Origin of the sequence: Bradyrhizobium macuxiense, from assembly GCF_007993935.1 — a bacterium.
GTDB classification, from domain to species: Bacteria; Pseudomonadota; Alphaproteobacteria; order Rhizobiales; family Xanthobacteraceae; genus Bradyrhizobium; species Bradyrhizobium macuxiense_A.
Map to the genome: position 1 here is coordinate 652,131 of NZ_VITY01000001.1, position 15,133 is coordinate 667,263.

Consider the following 15,133-nt stretch of genomic DNA (forward strand, 5'->3'; position numbering starts at 1 on the left):
GGATTGCTTCGTCACTTCAGCGCAAAATTGCTTTGCAATTTTGTCGCGAGCTCCTCGCAATGACGGCTAGATGAGTCCTACGGCCGCGTCGACATGTTGCTCGGCGGCCCCACCTTGCGGATCGGCTCGGCGAGGCGTGCGAACTCGCAGAGCAGCGAGCGCGTCTTGCGCGGGTCGATCACCTCCTCGACCCAGAACTTTTCGGCCGAGCGGAACGGCGAGCGCAGCTTGTTGAGGCGATCCTCGATCTCGCGCAGCTTGGCGGCGGGATCTTCGGCCGCGTCGATCTCGGCGCGATAGGCCGCCTCGATGCCGCCCTCGAGCGGCAGCGAGCCCCAATAGGCCGACGGCCATGCATAGCGCATCGAGAAGCGGTTGGCCGGCTGATGCACCACGCCGGCAACACCAAAGGCATTGCGGATGATGATGGTGCACCAGGGCACCGTGCTCTGGTTGACCGCGGCCATCGCCCGCACGCCGTGGCGGATGGTCGCCGACTTCTCGGCCTCGAGCCCGATCATGAAGCCGGGGCAATCCATCAGATAGACCACCGGCAGATGGAAGGTCTCGGCGAAGTCGACCCAGCGCACCACCTTCTGGCAGGCGTCCGCGGTCCACGAGCCGCCATAGTGGAAGGGATCGCTGGCGAGCAGCAGTACGGCCCGGCCCTCGATCCGCGCCAGCCCGGTGATAACAGGCCGGCCGAAATTGGCGGCGACCTCGAAGAACGAGCCCTTGTCGACGACGGCCTCGATGATCGGCCGCATCTTGTAGACCTGCCGCCGGTTGCGCGGCACGGCCTTCATCAGCGATTCCTCGGCACGTTCCGGATCGTCGGTGCAGGGAATGGTCGGCGGCAAATCGTAGACCGACGACGGCAGGTAGGACAGGAAGCGCCGCGCGTAGTCGAACGCCTCCTCCTCGGTGTCGACGGCCTGGTCGATCCCGCCGGCACGGGTCTGGATGTCGGCGCCGCCGAGCTCCTGCTTGGTCAGATCCTGGCCGAGCCGCTTCACCACCGGCGGACCGGCGACGAACATCGCGGAGCTCTTGGTCATGACCGAGTAATGCGTGGCCGCCAGCCGCGCGGCACCCAGGCCCGCGACCGAGCCGAGCCCGAGGCCGACCACCGGCACCTGAGCCAGATTGGCAAGCGTGAACCAGTACGAACGGGTGCCGCCGACGCCGCCGGGCAGATTGGCGGCGCCCCTGGTCTCGATGGTCTTCACCGAGCCGCCGCCGCCGGATCCCTCGATCACGCGGATGATCGGCAGGCGGAAGTCGTGCGCCATCTCCTCCGCCATCAGCGGCTTGGCCGAAATCGAGGCATCCGCCGAGCCGCCGCGCACGGTGAAATCGTCGCCGACCACGACCACGGTGCGGCCGTCGACCCTGGCCCGGCCGAACACGCAGTTCGCCGGCGTCAGATGCTTGAGTTCGTTGCTCTCGTCGTATTCGGCGATGCCGGAGATGGCGCCGACCTCGTGAAAGCTGTTCTGGTCGACGAGCTTGTCGATGCGCTCACGAACCGTGAGCCGGCCCTGGTCGCGTTGCCGCTTGACCTTGTCAACGCCTCCCATCTCCCGCGCGAACGCTTCGCGCCGGGCGAGGTCGTCGAGTTCCGGCTTCCAGTTCATTCACTACTCCCGTTTTGATGATTTTGTTGTTGTTATGGGTGGTCACCGGAAGCGATTTGCGTTCGATCCGATTGCTGAAGATGTCGCCGTCGGCGCCTTCGAGCAGGCTGCCGAGCGCGGCGGCGAGTTCGACCATTTGCGGCGCGACCTCGCGATGCAGCCGCGCCTCGTCATACATCGCCGAGAGCAGGCCGATCGTGGTGACCACATAGGTCTGATATTGCGGCGACCACAGCGGCACCGCGACGCCGTTGATGTGCGGGCTCCACAGGCCGCAGGCGACGACATAGCCGTGCTCCTGCAGATGCCGGCGGTTGGCCGCGATGCGCGGCGTCAGCATTTTGGCACTCTCGGGCAGCTCGCCTTCCATCTCCGCGATCAGTGCATCGCCGATCGCGGGATCGAGCGCCGCGGTGTAGGCATGGCCGGCGGCGGTGGTCGCCATCGAGATGCGGCTGCCGGTCGCCTCATGCAGGCCGAGCGCATTCGCCGCGCGGGCGAACTCCAGATAGACCAGATGAAAACGGTCGGGGATGACGAAGCCCACGGTGCCGGGCAATTGGTCCGCGACATCCTGCAAGCGCAGCCGGATCAGATTGCGAAGCTGCAGCCCCTTCATCATCGTGGTGCTCATCGCGACCGCGCTCGGCCCGATGCGATATTTCTGATCGCGCGGCAGATAGACGAGCTGTCCCATCCGCGTCAGCGTGTGCGTCAAGCGCGACACCGTCGAACGCGGCAGACCGCAGCGGTTCGAGATCTCGAGATTGCCGAGCCGCGCTTCATGTCCTTCGAAGCACCGCAACACGTCGAAGGCGCGTGACACCACCTGGATCACATCGCCATCGCCAGTCTCGCTGGCGAGCATTCCCTGCCTGCTAAGCCGTTCCGAGCGCCGTCCCATTTTGTTTGGCTCCATTCCGTCATGCGGAATAAAATTCCACTTGCAGATGAAGCTACCTCAGGCAATCTGCCGCCACAACAAAAAGCCGTTCGCCGGATGAAATTTCCGCAAGACGGTATCGGAGAGTGGAATGCCAGAGATCAAGGTTGTGACCGAAGTTGCCGGGCGCGTCTGCGCGCTTCCTGTTGAAGCCGGCAGCAGCATCGGCGATGGCGACGAGATCGCGTTCGTCGAGGCGATGAAGATGGAGATACCGGTCACGTCGACGGCAGCAGGCAAAATCAAGTCGATTCTGGTGAGGATTGACGATGTCATCGCCGAAGGCCAGGCGATCGCGATCGTCGAGACCTGACGGCGGGCGCGCCGTCGCCTCGCGCGGATCAAATTCCCAGATGCCGCACCCTGGGTGGTGGTTTGCCTTGCAGCCAACGCAACGACGCACGCTGTTTCGCTTTCGAAACATTCCTGATCAATAAGTTTCGTATGACGAAACAAATGCCGAGCAACCGCTCGTTTTGTGAACATCTGTTCGAAAGTCGGCATCCTCTCGAGCCGGCCGCCTCACGGGCCGACGCCGAGGCGCGCTCGGTTGCGCGCGCCCTGATTGCGTTGCACAAGATGAGGCGATGAAACGATCGCCTCCTCCCGTCACCGCCAGCACCGTCAACTGGGCCCGCTCGCAGCCGCCGCTGCTGCGGTTTCTGCACACTTGTTACGCAAATTTCCTCGCCGAGGCCGGCGGCGCGGTTGCCGACTACATCCCCGAGCTCGGCAAGGCCGATCCTGCCCATTTTGGCATCAGCCTGGCGACGCTCGACGGCCATGTCTATGAGGTCGGCGACACCAGGGTGCCGTTCACCATCCAGTCGATGTCGAAGCCGTTCGTGTTCGCGCTGGCGCTGGACACGCTGGGCGCCGAGCGGGTGGAAAGCGTGATCGGCGTCGAACCATCCGGCGACCCCTTCAATTCGATCCGGCTCAATGCAGACAACCACCCGTTCAATGCGATGGTGAACGCCGGCGCGATCGCCTGCTCCGGCCTGCTCCATGCCGGCAAGGGCGACGGCGCGTTCGACTACATCCGCCACGCGCTCGGCCGCTTCGCCGGACGCGAGCTTGACGTCGACGAGGCGGTCTACGCCTCCGAGAGCGCCACCGGCGATCGCAACCGGGCGATCGGCTATCTCTTGCGCACCAACAGCGTGATCACCGAGAACGTGCCTGCGGTGCTCGACGTCTATTTCCGGCAATGCGCCATCCTGGTCACCGCGCGCGACACCGCCGTGATGGCGGCGACGCTGGCCAACCGCGGCATCAATCCCTTGACCGGCGAACAGGTGGTGACACCCTACGCGATCGCGCGCACGCTCTCGGTGATGACGTCGTCCGGGATGTACGACTACGCCGGCGAATGGATCTACCGTGTCGGCATCCCCGCCAAGAGCGGGGTCGGCGGCGGCATCCTGGCGGCGCTGCCGGCGCGGCTCGGGCTCGGCAGCTATTCGCCGAAACTCGACAAGCACGGCAACAGCGTGCGCGGCATCAAGGTCTGCGAGGCGCTATCGGCGCATTACGACCTCCACATGCTGAACCGCAGCGACGACGCCCGCCACAGCATCATCGCCGACTACAATATCGGCAAGAACCCGTCGCGCCGGGTGCGGCGGCCGCAGGAACAGGAGATCCTGGCAAAGCACTTCCAGGAGGTCCGCGTGATCGAACTGGTCGGCACGCTGTCGCTCTCCAATGTCGACTACGTCTCGCGCCGGCTCGCCGGCAGCCCGCGGCCGGAGTTCGTAATCTTCGACCTGCGCCGCGTCACTGCGACGACCCGCGCCGGCGCAAGGCTGGTCGCGGAGGCCTTCCAGGAACTGGCCGAGCTCGGCGTCACCGTGATCCTGTCCGGCATCAAGCGGACCTCGCGCGAATGGACCACGATCAGCGAGTGGACCAACCGGCTCGGCAATATCAGGGATTTCTATCTGCTCGACACCGCGATCGAATGGGCCGAGGACCAGATCGTCTACCGCTATGGCGGCTCGATCGACTTCCTCGAGACCACCGAGCTTTCCGAGCAGCCGCTGCTGGCCGGATTGAGCGAAGCCGAGATCGCCGACCTCGCCGCGCTCTGCACGGTCAACACTTATCAGCCGAATGAGAAGATCATCACCGCGGGCAGCGAGGCGACCTCGCTGTTCTTCCTGCGCAGCGGCGTGGTCCACGTCACCCTGCCCGACGGCATCCGGCTCGCGACCCTGACCGCCGGCATGGCGTTCGGCGAGATGGCACTGCTGGAGCCGACGCGCTCGGCGGATGTGGTGGCCGACATGTCGGCGACCACCTATGAAGTGACGATCCAGGATTTCGAGCGCTTCCGCGAGCAACATCCACGCGCCGGCGAGCGGATCATGCGCAACCTCGCGCAGATTCTCGCCGAGCGGCTGATTGTGGCGAACGCGAAGGTCGATCTGCTGACGTCGGGGTAGCTCTTTCTTCTCCCTCGCCCCGCTCTTGCGGGGTCGAGACGAGCGAAGCTCGCTCTTGGAGGGTTGGGGTGATGGGCTGCCTCCGCAAAAAAGGTGAACGTCGAACTCGCGGAGACTCCCCCTCACCCGGAGCGCATTGCGCTTCGCTGCCTGCGCTCCGGCCTCTCCCCGCAAGCGGGGCGAGGCGAAGCAGTTCACGCCCGTGGTTAGACCTCAGCTCACCACTTCCGTCACCGGCTGCATGTCGATCTCGAAGGTCTCGAGAAACTTCGACGTCATGATGTAAAAACCGACCGAGAGCTGCAGCTCGATCAACGCCGCCGGCGTCAACAGCGCCGCGATCGCCTTGAAGGTCGCGTCAGTCGGCTTCTTCAGCTTGACGATCTCGTCGGTGAAGGTGAGCGCGGCGCGCTGCACCTCGTTGAAGCAGGTCGCGGACTGCCAGTTCTCGAGCGCTGCGTTCTGCTCGTCGGTGACGCCGACATTCTTGCCGATGCGCTTGTGCGCGACGATCTCGTAAGGCGCCTCGCACAGAATGCCGGTGCGCGTGATCGCAAGCTCGCGCACGATCGGATCGAGCTCACCCTTGTGGCGGATCGCGCCGCCGAGCCGGCAGTACTGTTCAAAGTAGCTCGGCGAATGCGCCATCATGCGGAAGATGTTGGCGTTGCGGTTCTTGTCGAGGATTTCGCGGGTCCGCGGGCTTGCCTTCGCGGGATCGGAGTAGTCGATACGGGCCATTTCCTAACCTTGATCTTGCTGTCGTTTCTGTCGGGTTCGAAACAGTATCGGTCGGCCGTCGCAGGAGCAACACGCCCGAGTCAAATTGCCGCCGCATTCAAAGACAACCCTACCAAAGTCGATATTCGCTGAGTGGGGACTCGTCAAAAGCGAATGCTCGACGCGGGGTGTTCCGAGTACAAAATCTGGCCGTCGCGCGCGCAATTTGCGCAACGATGAGTCACGCCCAAGTCTAGGGGAAACGCATGAAGGAAGCCACCAAGAGGGCGGCCTCGGAAGCGCTTGCGCAAATGCTGGCGGTGACGGCGATGCTCGTCATCGCCAGCGTCATTTTTTACTGGCACTGAGGCATGGTCCCGAAAAGTGTGTAGCGGTTTTCGGAAAGATCATGCCTAAACAAGTCATCCGCAACTGGAGGGGCGAGAGCGAACCAATTCGGCCTGGTTTCGCGTTCTGACTGGATCGTTCAGCCCCTCTCATTTCGCCTTTGCGAAGTACGGAACCAACCGTCCCGCAAATTGCGTGAAGCGCGCCGAGACCTTGTCGCCGATGGCAAGGTCGTTGTCGCCATGCGCCATCATGCGGAAGCCCTCGTCGGCATCGACCAGCACGATGTTGTAGGGCACATGCGCCCGCGTCTCCGGCGTCGCGGCACGGCAGACCAGCGAGGTCGCATAGACAGTCCCTGCCCCGCTCGCGCGATGCTCGGCGAGATCAGCCGAGCCGCACGCCGCGCAGAAGCTACGGCGGAAATACTGCCGCGCGCCGCAGGCGCTGCAGGTCTGGTAGACGATGGCTTCCACGCCCTTGGTCCAGTCAGCGATCGGTCCACTCATCGCACGCGCTCCAGGAACATGCTGACATGCGACGACAGCACGCCGCCGTCGCCGTGCAGCAGCGCGACCGAGGCGTCGCGCACCTGGCGGTTTTCGGCGCGGCCGGTCATCTGCAGATGGGTCTCGACCAGATGCGCCATCGCGCCGCCGACACCGCAATGTCCATAGCTGAGCAGGCCGCCGTGGGTGTTGAGCGGCATCTCGCCATCCCCATTGAAATAGCCGGCGCGCACCCGCGCCGGCGCCTCGCCGCGCCCGGCGAGGCCGAGATCTTCCAGCAGCATCGCGAGCGTGATCGTGAAGCTGTCGTAGACTGCGGCGTAACGCACGTCCGAGATCGCGATGCCCGACGCCTGCTTCGCTTTCGCGATCGAAATCTCCGCACCGAGTTCGCTGAGCGCAGGCGCCGCCGTGACGTGCTGATGGGTGTGCGCCTGGGCGCAGCCGCGGATGCGGACCCGCCTGTCTCCGGTCGGCTCGCGGCTGATCACGCAGGCCGCACCGCCGTCGGACACCGGGCAGCAATCGAGCAGTTTTAACGGCATCGCCACCGGCTTGGAGGCCATCACGTCGGCAACCGTGATCGGCTCGTGGAACTGCGCGCCGGGATGCGTCAGCGCGTGCTTGCGCATCAGCACCGCGAACTCGGCAAGGTCCTCCTGCGTCACGCCGTACTCATGCATGTAGCGGGTCGCGACCAGGCCGTAATAGGCCGGGATCGTCGGCCCCAGCGTCACCTCGTAGTCGGGATGCCCGACTTGGGCCAGCGCCTGAATCGAGGCGTCGCGGCTCTGCCCGGTCAGCCGGTTCTCGCCGCCGACCACCAGCACGTGCTTCGCCACGCCGGCATCGACCAGGTGATGCGCCAGCATTGTCATCGCAAGGCCCGTGGCGCCGCCGACCTGCACGGCGTGGGCGTAGGACGGGCGGATGCCGAAGTGCTCGGCGAACACGGTGGCCAGCATAATGTGCGGCGAGACCGTGGAGTAGCCGCACAGGATGCCGTCGATGTCGGAGCGCTTCAGCCCGGCATCGGAGATCGCAAGCTCGGCCGCCTTGCTCATCAGGTCGAGCGAGGACAGGCCCTCATGCCTGCCGTAGGACGTGAGGCCGACGCCGGTGACGAAGCTCATGGTGTCACTACCCTCTCCATCGTCATTCCGGGGCGATGCGAAAGCATCGAACCCGGAATCTCGAGATTCCGGGTCTGGTCCTTCGGACCATCCCGGAATGACGACCATCACTAGCACTTCCCATCATCAATACGACTTCGGAAGGCCGAGCACCTTCTCGCCGATGAAACTGAGGATAAGCTGCGGGCTGATCGGCGCGATGCGCGGGATCAGCGATTCCCGCAGGTAACGCTCGACGTGGTACTCCTTGGCGTAACCGAAGCCGCCATGAGTCATCACCGCCTGCTCGCAGGCATGGAAGCCGGCTTCCGCCGCAAGATATTTCGCCGAGTTCGCGGCCGGGCCGCACGGCAGGTTCTGGTCATATTGCCAGCCGGCGCGCAGCACCATCAGCCAAGCCGCCTCGAGCTCCATCCAGCACTTCGCCAAGGGATGCTGGATCGCCTGGTTCATGCCGATCGGCCGGTTGAACACGATGCGGCCCTTGGCATATTCCGACGCCCGCTTCAGCGCGATCTGGCCGAGGCCGACGGCTTCCGCCGCGATCAGGATGCGCTCGGGGTTCATGCCGTGCAGGATGTATTCGAAGCCGCGACCTTCCTCGCCGATCCGGTCCTCGACCGGAATTTCAAAGTTCTCGAAGAACAGCTCGTTGGAGTCGACGGGCTTGCGGCCCATCTTCTCGATCTCGTGCACCGTGACGCGCTTGCGGTCGAAATCGGTGTAGAACAGGCTGAGGCCGTGGGTCGGGCTGCGCACCTCCTCCAGCGGCGTGGTGCGCGCGAGCAGCAGGATCTTGTTGGCGACCTGCGCGGTCGAGATCCACACCTTCTGGCCGTTGACGATGTATTTGTCACCCTGCCGCACCGCGCGGGTCTTGAGCTGCGTGGTGTTGAGGCCGGTGTTGGGCTCGGTCACCGCAAAGCAGGATTTGTCGCGGCCGTCGATGATCGGCGGCAGCATGCGCTGGCACTGTTCCTTGGTGCCGAACACCACGACCGGATTGAGCCCGAACACGTTCATGTGCACGGCCGATGCACCGGACATGCCGGCACCGGATTCCGAGATCGTGCGCATCATGATCGCGGCGTCGGTGATGCCGAGCCCGGAGCCGCCATACTCCTCGGGGATGCAGATGCCGAGCCAGCCGGCATCGGCGAGCGCGCGATGGAAGTCGGCCGGATAGCCGCCCTCCTTGTCCTTCTTCAGCCAATAGGCCTCGTCAAAGCGCGAGCAGATTTTTGCCACCGCGTCGCGGATCGATTCCTGGTTGGCGGAGAGTGCGAAATCCATCTGTCGTCTCCTATGCCTTCAGCGCCTTGGCCGCGCCGTCGCGCAGCATCGCCGCGATCTCCTCAGTCGAGAAACCCGCCTCGCGCAGGATTGCTTCACTGTGCTCGCCGAGCCGCGGCGCGAGCCGGTTCGGCTCGACCTTGGTCTCCGACCATCGGGCCGACGGCGTCATGCTGCGGATACGGCCCTCGGTCGGATGATCGATCACGGGGAAGACGCCGGTCGCGACCATATGCGGGTCCTCGAGCAGGCTCTCGAGATCGTGCATTGGCATCACAGGCACGTCGGCCTTCTCGAGGATCTCGTTCCATTCAGCCGTGGTCTTGGTCTGCAGGATGCGCGCGAGCTCGGCGTAGACCACATCGATGTTGGTGGCGCGGCCGGCGAAGGTCGCGAACTTCGGATCGCTGCGCAGATCGTCGCGGCCGGTCGCCTTGAAGAAGTTCTCCCACTGCTTGTCGTTGTAGACGATCACGCAGATATAGCCGTCGAGCGTCTTGTAGGGCCGCCGGTCCGGCGACAGATGCCGCGCATAGCCCCCCTTGTCGAGCGGCGGATCGTATGTGAGCCCGCCCATGTGATCGCCCATGACGAAGCCTGCCATGGTCTCGAACATCGGAATGTCGACGCGCTGGCCCTGCCCGGTGCGGTCGCGATGCACGAGGCTCGCGCAGATCGCGCCGACCGCGGTGAGGCCGACGATACGATCGACCAGCGCATTCGGCACGTAACGCGGCACGCCGTCGGAGGTCTGCGCCATCAGCGCCGGCAGCGCGGTCGCGCCCTGGATCAGATCGTCATAGGCGGGCTTCGCGGCATACGGCCCGTCCTGGCCGAAGCCGAACACGCCGGCATAGATCAGCCGCGGATTGACCTTGGCGACGACATCGTAACCGAGCTGCAGCCGCGCCATCGCCTGCGGGCGCACATTGTAGACCAGCACATCGGCCTTCGCGATCAGCCGCAGCACGGCCTCGCGCCCTGCCGGCTTCTTCAGGTCGAGGCAAACCGAACGCTTGCTGCGGTTGGTATTGAGGAACACTGGGCCCATGCCGGGATGCCGCGTCGGGCCGATCTGCCGCGTCACGTCGCCGTCAGGCGATTCCACCTTGATGACATCGGCGCCGTAGTCGCCAAGCATCTGCGTGGCGTAGGGTCCCATCAGCACGGTCGTCATGTCGACGACCTTGATACCCTGCAATGGTCCCATCGTGCTGCTCGCTCCCCGGCTGTTCTGGATTGAAGCCTAGTAACGGGAGGTCTTTGCCGAGATCAAGCGGCGCCGAGCGTATGGGCGTATGCGCGGCGGCGGCAGGATCGTTTCCGCGCGGCGGAACGCAGGGAGGCCAACCCGAGGCGTGCCTATCGCCGACTCGACGCAGGTTACTGCCCGGTCATCACCTCGCGCGCCTTCAGGAGCTTTTCCAGTTCCGCGTTCTGCTGCTCAAGCCGCTGGGCGATGCGTTCCTCGACTTCGGCGCCCGCAGCGCCTGCGGCCTGCTCGATCAGCTGCCTGATATTGTCCCGGAGGATCGCGATGCGATCGTTCACTTCCGACAGCGACAGAGACGTCTCGATTCCCATGGTCCGTTCTCCCGGTGACTGGGCGCACGCAGCTTAGCGCGACGGGAGGCGGCGGCCTATCCCCTAACCGCTTCAGTCACCCCAATCCTACTGTGCATGGGGTTGTTTTCGATGTTTCAATTCAACCCGGCCTCATCGCGCCCTAGCCCGTGCCCTTGGCCATCATCTCCCGCAGCGCGGTCTTCAGCACCTTGCCGTAGTTGTTCTTCGGCAGGGCATCGAGATAGACATAGCGCTTCGGCCGCTTGAAGCGGGCGATCGAGGCAAGGCAATGCGCGTCGAGCCTGCCGTCGTCGGGGGTGGCGCCATCCTCGAGCACGACGCAGGCGACGACGATCTCGCCCCATTCCGGATCCGGCACACCGATCGCCGAGACCTCACGGACGTCGGGATGCGTCAGCAGCGCTTCCTCGACCTCGCGCGGATAGATGTTGGTGCCGCCGGAGATGATGACGTCCTTGGAGCGGTCCGACAGCGTCAGGAAGCCGTCGGCATCGAGCCGGCCGACGTCGCCGGTCCGCAGCCAGCCGTCCCTGAGCGTCTCGGCATTGGCCTTCGGATTGTTCCAGTAGCCGAGCATCACGGTTAAGCCCTTGACCTCGATCTCGCCGGTCTCGCCTGCGGGCAGCGGCTTGCCGTCCTTGCCGGTGATGCGCACAGTGACGGCGCTCTGCGCGGTACCGACCGAGGCCAGCCGTTCCAGATAGCGCGGATGATCGCTCGCGCGGTGCCAGTCACGCGACAGCGCGGTGATCGTCATCGGCGACTCGCCCTGGCCGTAGATCTGCACGAAGCGCTGGCCCATCGTCGCCATCGCGTCCAGGATGTCGGCGGTGTACATCGGCCCGCCGCCATAGATGATGGTGCGCAGCCCCTCGCCGTTCTCGCCGCGCCTCTTCGCCGCATCGACCAGGCGGCGCACCATCGTCGGTGCCGCGAACATCACGACATTGTCGAGCTGCCGCCCGAGGTTGAGCACCTCGTCGGGATCGAAGCCGCCGGACTCCGGAACGACGTGGCGGCCGCCCATCCGGACATGCGGGAAATTGTAGAGGCCGGCGCCATGCGAGATCGGCGCCGCATAGAGCGAGGCGTCGTGCGGCGTCGCCGGATCGACGTCGGCCAAATAGCACAGCGACATCGCCAGCAGATTGCCGTGGCTGAGCATCACGCCCTTGGGACGGCCGGTCGTGCCCGACGTATAGAACAGCCAGGCGAGATCGTTGCCTTCCCGCGGCAGCGGCGCGGGCGCGCCCTCGCCGCTCCGCATCACCCTGTACACATCGCTGTCGACCGACAGCATGGTCATGCCAGCGGGGCAATCGTCCTTGGCTTCGGTCAGCGCCGCGGCCGTATCATCGGAGACGAAACCGAGCTTTGCGCCGCCATTGCCGCAGATCCACGCCGCCTCGCGGCCGTGCAGCTTGGCATTGATCGGGATCGCGGCGGCGCCGATCCACCAGATGCCGTAGAGACATTCGAGATATTGCGTGCAGTTCGACGCGAACAGCGCGACGCGGTCGCCGGCGGCAATGCCGTGATCGCGCCCCAGCGCCGCCCCGATCGAGGCGGCGCGGCGGGCAAAGGTCGCGTAATCGGCGTCGAGGTCGAAGCCGGTCAGCAGCGCCGGCGCATCGGGACGTGCCCGCGCCGTCGCCGCCAGCCATTCGGCAATGTTCAAGCTACTTCGCCGGCTCGAGGATCGAGACGTAGTTGGCGACCGCAGCGCCGCCCATGTTGAAGATGCCGCCGATCTGCGCGTTCTTGAGCTGCATGCCCTCGGGCGCCTGGCCCGTGAGCTGCATCGCGCTCATCACATGCATCGAGACGCCGGTGGCGCCGATCGGATGGCCCTTGGCCTTCAGCCCGCCGGACGGATTGACCGGCAGCTTGCCGTCCTTCTGGGTCCAGCCCTCCATGATCGCGCGCGCGCCCTGGCCCTTCGGCGTCAGGCCCATCGCTTCATATTCGATCAGCTCGGCGACCGTGAAGCAGTCGTGGGTCTCGACGAAGGAGAGATCGGAGAGCTGCAGCCCGGCCTTGTCCAGCGCGCGCTGCCAGGCGGTGGTGCAGCCTTCGAACTGCAGGATGTCGCGCTTCGACATCGGCAGGAAATCCTGCGCATGGGCGGTGGCGCGGATGTTCACGGCCTTGCCCATGGACTTGGCGGTCTCGGCATCGGTCAGCACCAGCGCGGCAGCGCCGTCGGAGACCAGCGAGCAATCGGTACGCTTCAAGGGACCGGCGACGAACGGGTTCTTCTCGCTCTCGGCGCGGCAGAACTCGAAGCCGAAATCCTTGCGCATCTGCGCATAGGGGTTGGCGACGCCGTTCTTGTGGTTCTTGGCGGCGATCATCGCCAGCGCATCCGACTGGTCGCCGTATTTCTGGAAATAGGCCTGCGCGATCTTGCCGAACACGCCGGCGAAGCCGCCGACCGTGTCGCCGTCCTCGGGCAGATACGACGCCTTCAGGAGATTCTTGCCGATCTCCGGTCCGGGCGTTTTCGTCATCTGCTCGACGCCGACGACCAGCACGATCTTGGCGGCGCCCGCCTCGATGGCGCGGATGCCCTGGTGCACGGCGGCCGATCCGGTGGCGCAGGCGTTCTCGACCCGGGTGGTCGGCTTGAAGCGCAGTGCCGGATTGGCCTGCAGCACCAGCGAGGCCGTGAAATCCTGCGGCGAGAAGCCGGCGTTGAAATGGCCGAGCATGATCTCGTCGACATCGGACGCGGCAATGCCGGCATCGGCGAGCGCCTCATTGGCGACCTTGACCACGAGACCTTCGACGGTCTCCGCGTCGAACTTTCCGAATGGCGTGTGTGCCCAACCGATGATGCTGGCTGCTGTCATGGCCGTATCTCCCTGTTCCTGTTCGGGAGTTATGTAGCGTATCTTCAGCCAGCTTTCAGCGTTTTCATCGCCTTGGCGCACATGGCGGTTATGCCGGCCCAGTTGCCGGCGCGGATATCGGCCGCCGGGCACAGCCAGGAGCCGCCGACCGCCAGCACATTCGGCTCGGCGAGCCAGGTCGCCGCGTTGGCCTCACCGATCCCGCCGGTCGGGCAGACCCTGACGTTCGGAAATGGACCGGCCAAGGCGCGCAGTGCCTTGATACCGCCGGCCTGCTCGGCGGGGAAGAATTTGACGACGTCGAAGCCGTGCGCCAGCGCCTGCATCAGCTCGGAGGCGGTCGCGATGCCCGGCGCGAAAGGCAGCCGGCTGGCGGCCACCGCCTTCAACAGCTCGGGCGTCGCGCCCGGGCTGATGCCGAACTTGGCGCCGAGCGCCTCGGCGCGGGCCAGATCGTCGGCATGGAGGATCGTGCCGATCCCGACCACGGCGTCGGGCACCTCGGCGATGATGGCTTTGGCTGCATCGACCGCGACCGCCGTGCGCAGCGTCACCTCGAGCGTCCGGACGCCGCCGGCGACCAACGCCCTGGCGAGCGGAACGGCGTCGGCGAGCCGCTCGATGGTCAGCACCGGGATCACGGTGGCTTGGCGGATCAGCTCGGCGATCTGGTCCTGCTTTGATGTCGTTGTCATTGCGAGGCCTTGCGGGATGGTGGGGGACGAGGCGTCTTCTTCGGCGGCATGGCGTAGCGCGGAATGATCGCACCGGGATAGCACACCACGACGCCGGCCAGACGATGGCCGGCGCGCGCCGCCTCCTCGGGCTCGGCGCCGCCAAGACGCGCAGCGAGATAGGCCGCGGCAAAACTGTCACCGGCCGCCGTGGTATCGACCACCGGCTTGGGCAGCGGCTCGGCCCTCACCTCGCGCGTTCCGCCAGCGGAGCGCACGATGCAGGCCGGCTCGGCAAGCTTGAGCACCACCTCGGGGCTCGAGATGCCCGCCAGCAGCGCCGTGTTGTTCTCGCCGGGATAGAGCGGTGCCAGGTCCTCGGTCGAAGCGAGCACGATATCGGCGGTCTCGAACGCGCTACTGAAGACGTTTCGCGCGATCGTCAGGTCCGGCCAGCCGCGGGCGCGGAAATTGGTGTCGAACGCAAACCGCGTACCCAATAGCCGCGCCCGCTTCAGCGCTGCCATCAGCCGCTCCCGTCCGTCCTCGCGCAGAATCGAGAGCGTAATCGCGGAGAGATAGACGAGGTCGTACGTCGCGAGCGAGTTCAGGAGATCTTCCGTATCGGGCAGGTCCATCAGCTCGCGGGCCGCAGCACTGTCGCGCCAGTGGAAGAAGCGCCGCTCGCCCTTGTCGTCGGTCTGGATCAAATAGAGCCCGGGCAGCTTGCCCGCCAATCGCGCGACATGCTTGGTCCCGATGCCTTCCGCCGCCCAGCCGGCGATCATCTCATCGCTGAGCGCATCATCGCCAAGCGCCGTGATGTAATCGATGTGGACACCGAGCCGGGACAGGTAGACCGCGGTGTTGAGCGTGTCGCCGCCATAGGATCGCGAATACAATCCACCGATCTGCCCGCCAGGGGCCTGGCGCAGCTCGATCATGCATTCGCCGATGCTGGCAACCCTGGTCATCCCAAGACCCGTGCGC

Annotated in this window: 14 protein-coding genes; 2 read left to right on the plus strand and 12 right to left on the minus strand. The window is 65.4% G+C overall.

The genetic code is table 11. The annotated features are described in order from the left end of the window. Positions 1-77 precede the first annotated feature (77 nt). Both FBZ93_RS03145 and FBZ93_RS03150 read right to left on the minus strand, forming a co-directional pair. Complete coding sequence (locus tag FBZ93_RS03145) at positions 78-1,637, minus strand: acyl-CoA carboxylase subunit beta (RefSeq protein ID WP_146984502.1); 1,560 nt, start codon at positions 1,635-1,637, stop codon at positions 78-80. Next, a complete protein-coding gene (locus tag FBZ93_RS03150; RefSeq protein WP_146984503.1) occupies positions 1,567-2,541 on the minus strand; it encodes an IclR family transcriptional regulator in 975 nt (324 codons plus the stop codon). Before FBZ93_RS03150 ends, FBZ93_RS03145 begins: the two co-directional genes overlap by 71 nt. A gap of 130 nt (positions 2,542-2,671) precedes the next feature. Here FBZ93_RS03150 and FBZ93_RS03155 point away from each other — a divergent pair, with 130 nt between their 5' ends. Then, complete coding sequence (locus tag FBZ93_RS03155; RefSeq protein WP_050418842.1) at positions 2,672-2,893, plus strand: acetyl-CoA carboxylase biotin carboxyl carrier protein subunit; 222 nt, start codon at positions 2,672-2,674, stop codon at positions 2,891-2,893. A 274-nt stretch (positions 2,894-3,167) separates the two neighbouring features. Further along, positions 3,168-5,027: a glutaminase A gene (gene glsA / locus FBZ93_RS03160; RefSeq protein ID WP_146984504.1), complete on the plus strand. Its 1,860-nt coding sequence runs from the start codon at positions 3,168-3,170 to the stop codon at positions 5,025-5,027. Between the two features lie 213 nt (positions 5,028-5,240). Here glsA and FBZ93_RS03165 read toward each other — a convergent pair whose 3' ends face one another. The 10 genes from FBZ93_RS03165 to FBZ93_RS03210 all read right to left on the minus strand — a co-directional run bounded on the left by FBZ93_RS03165 (position 5,241) and on the right by FBZ93_RS03210 (position 15,117). Continuing rightward, on the minus strand, positions 5,241-5,768 hold the full coding sequence (locus FBZ93_RS03165; protein WP_050418840.1) for a carboxymuconolactone decarboxylase family protein: 528 nt from the start codon (positions 5,766-5,768) through the stop codon (positions 5,241-5,243). 476 nt (positions 5,769-6,244) lie between these two features. Continuing rightward, positions 6,245-6,604, minus strand: coding sequence for a Zn-ribbon domain-containing OB-fold protein (locus tag FBZ93_RS03170; RefSeq protein ID WP_146984505.1), 360 nt, complete (start codon positions 6,602-6,604; stop codon positions 6,245-6,247). Beyond that, positions 6,601-7,737 (minus strand): thiolase family protein, encoded by a 1,137-nt coding sequence (locus FBZ93_RS03175; protein WP_146984506.1) that lies wholly within the window; start codon positions 7,735-7,737, stop codon positions 6,601-6,603. The genes FBZ93_RS03170 and FBZ93_RS03175 overlap by 4 nt, the downstream gene beginning before the upstream one ends. Before the next feature lie 126 nt (positions 7,738-7,863). Continuing rightward, positions 7,864-9,030: an acyl-CoA dehydrogenase family protein gene (locus tag FBZ93_RS03180; RefSeq protein ID WP_028344637.1), complete on the minus strand. Its 1,167-nt coding sequence runs from the start codon at positions 9,028-9,030 to the stop codon at positions 7,864-7,866. A 10-nt stretch (positions 9,031-9,040) separates the two neighbouring features. Further along, the gene (locus FBZ93_RS03185; RefSeq protein ID WP_146984507.1) at positions 9,041-10,240 is read right to left on the minus strand and encodes a CaiB/BaiF CoA transferase family protein; all 1,200 of its coding nucleotides are present in this window, start codon (positions 10,238-10,240) and stop codon (positions 9,041-9,043) included. 173 nt (positions 10,241-10,413) lie between these two features. After that, positions 10,414-10,614 carry a hypothetical protein gene (locus tag FBZ93_RS03190; RefSeq protein ID WP_146984508.1) on the minus strand — a complete coding sequence of 67 codons (201 nt, stop codon included), beginning with the start codon at positions 10,612-10,614 and terminating at the stop codon, positions 10,414-10,416. A 142-nt stretch (positions 10,615-10,756) separates the two neighbouring features. Beyond that, on the minus strand, positions 10,757-12,295 hold the full coding sequence (locus FBZ93_RS03195) for a class I adenylate-forming enzyme family protein (RefSeq protein ID WP_146984509.1): 1,539 nt from the start codon (positions 12,293-12,295) through the stop codon (positions 10,757-10,759). A gap of 1 nt (position 12,296) precedes the next feature. Further along, positions 12,297-13,469, minus strand: a complete 1,173-nt coding sequence (locus tag FBZ93_RS03200) for an acetyl-CoA acetyltransferase (RefSeq protein ID WP_146984510.1) — start codon at positions 13,467-13,469, stop codon at positions 12,297-12,299. Positions 13,470-13,513: 44 nt separating this feature from the next. After that, a complete protein-coding gene (eda, locus tag FBZ93_RS03205) occupies positions 13,514-14,164 on the minus strand; it encodes a bifunctional 4-hydroxy-2-oxoglutarate aldolase/2-dehydro-3-deoxy-phosphogluconate aldolase (protein ID WP_146984511.1) in 651 nt (216 codons plus the stop codon). After that, complete coding sequence (locus FBZ93_RS03210) at positions 14,161-15,117, minus strand: sugar kinase (RefSeq protein ID WP_146984512.1); 957 nt, start codon at positions 15,115-15,117, stop codon at positions 14,161-14,163. Before FBZ93_RS03210 ends, eda begins: the two co-directional genes overlap by 4 nt. Between the last annotated feature and the right edge of the window lie 16 nt (positions 15,118-15,133).

Excerpts from the sequence above, each read along its gene's own strand:
- FBZ93_RS03145 (WP_146984502.1), bottom strand. The coding sequence starts at position 1,637 with ATGAACTGGAAGCCGGAACTCGACGACCTCGCCCGGCGCGAAGCGTTC.
- FBZ93_RS03150 (WP_146984503.1), bottom strand. The coding sequence starts at position 2,541 with ATGGGACGGCGCTCGGAACGGCTTAGCAGGCAGGGAATGCTCGCCAGC.
- FBZ93_RS03155 (WP_050418842.1), top strand. The coding sequence starts at position 2,672 with ATGCCAGAGATCAAGGTTGTGACCGAAGTTGCCGGGCGCGTCTGCGCG.
- glsA (WP_146984504.1), top strand. The coding sequence starts at position 3,168 with ATGAAACGATCGCCTCCTCCCGTCACCGCCAGCACCGTCAACTGGGCC.
- FBZ93_RS03165 (WP_050418840.1), bottom strand. The coding sequence starts at position 5,768 with ATGGCCCGTATCGACTACTCCGATCCCGCGAAGGCAAGCCCGCGGACC.
- FBZ93_RS03170 (WP_146984505.1), bottom strand. The coding sequence starts at position 6,604 with ATGAGTGGACCGATCGCTGACTGGACCAAGGGCGTGGAAGCCATCGTC.
- FBZ93_RS03175 (WP_146984506.1), bottom strand. The coding sequence starts at position 7,737 with ATGAGCTTCGTCACCGGCGTCGGCCTCACGTCCTACGGCAGGCATGAG.
- FBZ93_RS03180 (WP_028344637.1), bottom strand. The coding sequence starts at position 9,030 with ATGGATTTCGCACTCTCCGCCAACCAGGAATCGATCCGCGACGCGGTG.
- FBZ93_RS03185 (WP_146984507.1), bottom strand. The coding sequence starts at position 10,240 with ATGGGACCATTGCAGGGTATCAAGGTCGTCGACATGACGACCGTGCTG.
- FBZ93_RS03190 (WP_146984508.1), bottom strand. The coding sequence starts at position 10,614 with ATGGGAATCGAGACGTCTCTGTCGCTGTCGGAAGTGAACGATCGCATC.
- FBZ93_RS03200 (WP_146984510.1), bottom strand. The coding sequence starts at position 13,469 with ATGACAGCAGCCAGCATCATCGGTTGGGCACACACGCCATTCGGAAAG.
- eda (WP_146984511.1), bottom strand. The coding sequence starts at position 14,164 with ATGACAACGACATCAAAGCAGGACCAGATCGCCGAGCTGATCCGCCAA.
- FBZ93_RS03210 (WP_146984512.1), bottom strand. The coding sequence starts at position 15,117 with ATGACCAGGGTTGCCAGCATCGGCGAATGCATGATCGAGCTGCGCCAG.